At 61.7% G+C, this 3,903-nt stretch carries 6 protein-coding genes and 1 rRNA gene; 5 read left to right on the plus strand and 2 right to left on the minus strand.

Going from position 1 to position 3,903, the window contains the following annotated elements:
* Positions 1 to 27: 27 nt before the first annotated feature.
* The 4 genes from rrf to DID99_RS35890 all read left to right on the plus strand — a co-directional run bounded on the left by rrf (position 28) and on the right by DID99_RS35890 (position 1,701).
* Positions 28 to 140, plus strand: a 5S ribosomal RNA gene (rrf, locus tag DID99_RS35875).
* A gap of 311 nt (positions 141 to 451) precedes the next feature.
* Entirely contained in the window at positions 452 to 856 is a 405-nt protein-coding gene (cueR, locus tag DID99_RS35880) for a Cu(I)-responsive transcriptional regulator (RefSeq protein WP_044849283.1), read from the plus strand.
* A 215-nt stretch (positions 857 to 1,071) separates the two neighbouring features.
* Positions 1,072 to 1,218: a DUF3563 family protein gene (locus DID99_RS35885; RefSeq protein WP_081053322.1), complete on the plus strand. Its 147-nt coding sequence runs from the start codon at positions 1,072 to 1,074 to the stop codon at positions 1,216 to 1,218.
* Between the two features lie 114 nt (positions 1,219 to 1,332).
* Positions 1,333 to 1,701 carry a hypothetical protein gene (locus DID99_RS35890; protein ID WP_124489870.1) on the plus strand — a complete coding sequence of 123 codons (369 nt, stop codon included), beginning with the start codon at positions 1,333 to 1,335 and terminating at the stop codon, positions 1,699 to 1,701.
* Positions 1,702 to 1,716: 15 nt separating this feature from the next.
* Here the strand turns inward: DID99_RS35890 and DID99_RS35895 are convergent, their stop codons facing one another.
* On the minus strand, positions 1,717 to 2,562 hold the full coding sequence (locus tag DID99_RS35895; RefSeq protein ID WP_124668673.1) for a 23S rRNA (adenine(2030)-N(6))-methyltransferase RlmJ: 846 nt from the start codon (positions 2,560 to 2,562) through the stop codon (positions 1,717 to 1,719).
* Positions 2,563 to 2,673: 111 nt separating this feature from the next.
* Positions 2,674 to 3,645, minus strand: a complete 972-nt coding sequence (locus DID99_RS35900; RefSeq protein WP_124572229.1) for an aldo/keto reductase — start codon at positions 3,643 to 3,645, stop codon at positions 2,674 to 2,676.
* Between the two features lie 163 nt (positions 3,646 to 3,808).
* Here DID99_RS35900 and DID99_RS35905 point away from each other — a divergent pair.
* Positions 3,809 to 3,903: SDR family NAD(P)-dependent oxidoreductase (locus tag DID99_RS35905; protein ID WP_124489873.1), on the plus strand; the 95-nt coding region annotated here is incomplete at its 3' end.

Genomic DNA, 3,903 nt, shown 5'->3' on the forward strand with positions numbered 1-3,903 from the left:
TGCGAAGCAACGTGACAACCCTCTTTGCCTGATGACCATAGCGAGTCGGTCCCACCCCTTCCCATCCCGAACAGGACCGTGAAACGACTCTACGCCGATGATAGTGCGGATTCCCGTGTGAAAGTAGGTAATCGTCAGGCTCCCTAAGCCAGAAACCCCCGCCCGAAAGGCGGGGGTTTTTGCATTTGCAGCGCAGAAATGCGCGATCGCTGCAAGTGTTGGCGTGATCGTCAGTGGGCGGGCAGCTTGATACGCGCTGCATGCTGCTCCGAACCGGCAGATTTCGCAGCCACCACCTACCTCAATAAGGACATCCGGATTGCGGTCGATCCGGCCGTCACTGCCTATCCAGGAACGAAATCTCGCGATTTGATACGATCGAAATGTCGTCGACGGTTGCTTGCGTCGACGTTCGTGTTCGAACCAGTGCTTGATGGAGAGAGGGCAGGGAATGAATATCGGCGACGCGTCGCGCGAATCCGGCGTCAGCGCAAAAATGATCCGGTACTACGAGCAGGTCGGCCTTCTTGCGCCGAGCAAGCGGAGCGACGCCGGATACCGCATCTACGGTTCGGATGACGTCCATATTCTGCGTTTCATCCGCCAGGCGCGGCGGCTCGGTTTTCTCGTCGAGGATATTCGCAAGCTGCTGATGCTCTGGCAAGACCGCTCCCGCGCCAGCGCCGAAGTGAAGTCGATCGCCCTCGAACACGTGGCCGAACTCGACAAACGCATCGCGGAATTGAGCGACATGCGCAATACACTTGCCGATCTCGCCGCGCACTGCCATGGTGACGGGCGACCCGAATGCCCGATCTTGGCGCGGCTGGCCGACCCGGTCAGTGAACCAGATTAGTGCATATCCTCGAGGCCGAATCGGAGCCTCGATTCAATATCTTTAAAAATCAGTGGGTTGAAGCAGATAGTTCGTAAACCATTCCAAACTGGAATGGCTTCCATGCAAGCATTTCACTGGCATCTTGGTGCGGCATCGCTATAATTCGGGATAACCCTATACGGGAAATCCCTGAATCTCGATTCGCCAGGGGTCCCCCTTCCTTGGAGAACATCATGATCGCCTACATCGTTGAAAAGCTGAGCAACTGGTTCGAATCCGCAGAGCGTGAACGCCGTGAGGCTTACCTCGCGTCGTCGTCGGACATCGTCCAGCTCGAGAGCCGCATCCGCTCGCTCGAAACCAACGGCTACTCGCTGTAATCGGAGTCACCGTCAGGTGCCGTGTGGCACCGAGCGAAAAGCAAGCCCCGTGTTGACGGGGCTTTGTTTTTTTGTGCGTCCGATCTGGCGAAATCGTCGGCGTGGCGCTATGGTATGGACCTGCTTTTCAACCGGAAGAACACGACCATGCGTTTGCGTCTCGATGTGCGTCACGTTTCCCGCGCGCGTCTCTTTCTGGGGGCCGCGGTGCTCGCTCACGGCATGGCGGCTGGTGCGGCGACGTCGTCCAGGCCGCTGATTCTCGATACGCAACGCGGGATCCAGGATGGCAAGGGCGGCCTGGTGTTGCAAACGGCTCCGTTATCGTCCGAGCCGATCGTTGAGCCCGCAGGCATGCGAGCGCCGGCAGGGCAGGGACCGAATTCTTCGGTCCCGCTGTTTGTCGCGCCGTATATCAATGTGCCGGGCTGGGGTGGGTCGCCGGCCAATCAGCCAAGACCCGCGCCAAGACCGCAGCCGTAACGGAAAACCGTTCGCTCAGTTTCCGCGGTGCTCGATCTGGCACCGCGCGCCGCTGTCCTGTCCCAGGCGCTCGACGAGATAGGGCAGCGCTTCGTTCATGCTCTGCGCGAGCGTGTACGGCGGATTCAGGATGAACATTCCGCTGCCGTAAAGGCCCAGGCCATCTGCCGGCGGATTCGATACCGTCAGCGTCAGGTGCAGCCAGTTGTTCGGCTGCAGGCGCTTGAGCTGCTCCGGAAAACGCTGCGATTCCACCCGCGCAACCTGCGGATACCAGATCGCGTAACAGCCTGTCGCGAAACGCTTCAGGCATTCCGTCACGCAAGTCACCGTGCGCGCGTAGTCCTTCTTGTCCTCATAGGACGGATCGATCAGCACGAGCGCGCGTCGCGGCGGCGGCGGCAGCAGCGCCTTGATGCCCTCGAAGCCGTCACCGGCGAAAATCATCGCGCGGCGCCCCGCATCGCGGAAGTTGTGACGCAACACGTCGATTTCCGTCGTGTGCATTTCGAACAGGCGCATCCGGTCCTGCTCGCGCATCGATCGCCATGCGAGATACGGGGAGCCCGGATAGTAGTGCAGCTCACCGTCGTCGTTCAGCGCGCGCACCTCGTCGATGTAGTCGCTGAGCGCTTCGGGCAGGTCCTTTTCGTTCCACAGCGGCCCGACGCCGGTGTCGAATTCCCCTGTCTTGGCGGCATAACCGTCGCGCAGCGAATACACGCCGGCACCGGCGTGCGTGTCGATGTACCAGTACGACTTGTCTTTCTTGTTCAGGTAGCGCAGCAGCTGGACGACGACGGCGTGCTTGAGCACGTCCGCGTGGTTGCCTGCGTGAAAACCGTGACGATAACTGAGCATGGCTGGCTGCCTGAAACGAAGGGTGAATCGATGAAAACGGATGATCGCGCGAAGCCGTCGGGCCGCGCGCCAATGCGGCCGCGTATTGTACGCGAGTGGGCGTGAGCCGCCTTACTCGTATGCATCGCCGACGGCCTCCTCGATGCGTTGCTTGATCTCCGGCGTCAGTTTCTCGGCAACGTCGAGCGCGCGCATGTTGTCGCCGATCTGCTCGATTCGCGAGGCGCCGGTAATGACCGAACTCACGCGCGGATTCGCGAGTACCCATGCAATCGCGAGCTGGGCGGTGCTGCAGCCGAGTTCGGTCGCGATCTCGCCGAGCCGTTCGACCACATCGTTGCTGACCGGATCCGTCAGCCGTTCGCGGAGCCAGTCGTAGCCCGGCAATTGCGCGCGGCTGCCCGGCGGTACGCCGTTCCGGTACTTGCCGGTGAGCAGCCCCGATGCCAGCGGGCTCCAGGTCGTCAGGCCGAGGCCGTAGTCGTGATAGAGCCGTGCGTATTCCTGTTCGACCCGGGTACGGTGGAACAGGTTGTACTGCGGCTGCTCGACGACCGGCTTGTGCAGATGGTGCCGCTCGGCAATCTCGTACGCGGCGCGGATCTCGTCGGCGCTCCATTCGGACGTGCCCCAGTACAGCGCCTTGCCGCGTACGATCATGTCGCTCATCGCCCAGACGGTCTCCTCGATCGATGTGTTCGGATCGGGGCGATGGCAGTACACGAGGTCGACATGGTCGAGCTGCAGCCGGCGCAGCGAGCCGTCGATCGCGTTCAGCAGATATTTCCGGTTCAGTGTGTGGTACTGGTTCGGCGCTTCCGCGAGCCCCCAGAAGAACTTCGTGGACACGAGGTAGCTGACGCGCGGCCAGCCGAGCGACTTGAGCGCCTGGCCCATGATTTCCTCGGATTTGCCACCGGCGTAGACCTCGGCGTTGTCGAAGAAATTGACGCCTGCATCGCGGGCCGCCGCAAGGCATTCGCGGGCGACCCGCTGATCGACCTGGTTGCCGTAGGTGACCCACGAGCCGAGCGAAAGCGCGCTGATCTGCAGGCCGGAGCGGCCTAGCCGTCGATAGTGCATGGGAATCTCCCGCGACTCTGAACCGACCTTAAGCTTAGACGTTTTGCGCGCGAACGGCGGGGCCGATCGTGCACAATAGCGGCTGGCCTCCACCTGCACGACCGCGACGAAAGCGGATGCAGCGGGGCGCGCTTTTTCGATCCGATAACGGAAGGAGACGGACATGGCAGCAGATCTGAACGGCAAGACCGCAGTCGTCACGGGCGCCGCAAGCGGCATCGGCAAGGAAATCGCGCTGGAGCTCGCAAAAGCGGGCGC

This window comes from Burkholderia sp. Bp8986 (assembly GCF_003854225.1).
Lineage (GTDB): Bacteria > Pseudomonadota > Gammaproteobacteria > Burkholderiales > Burkholderiaceae > Burkholderia.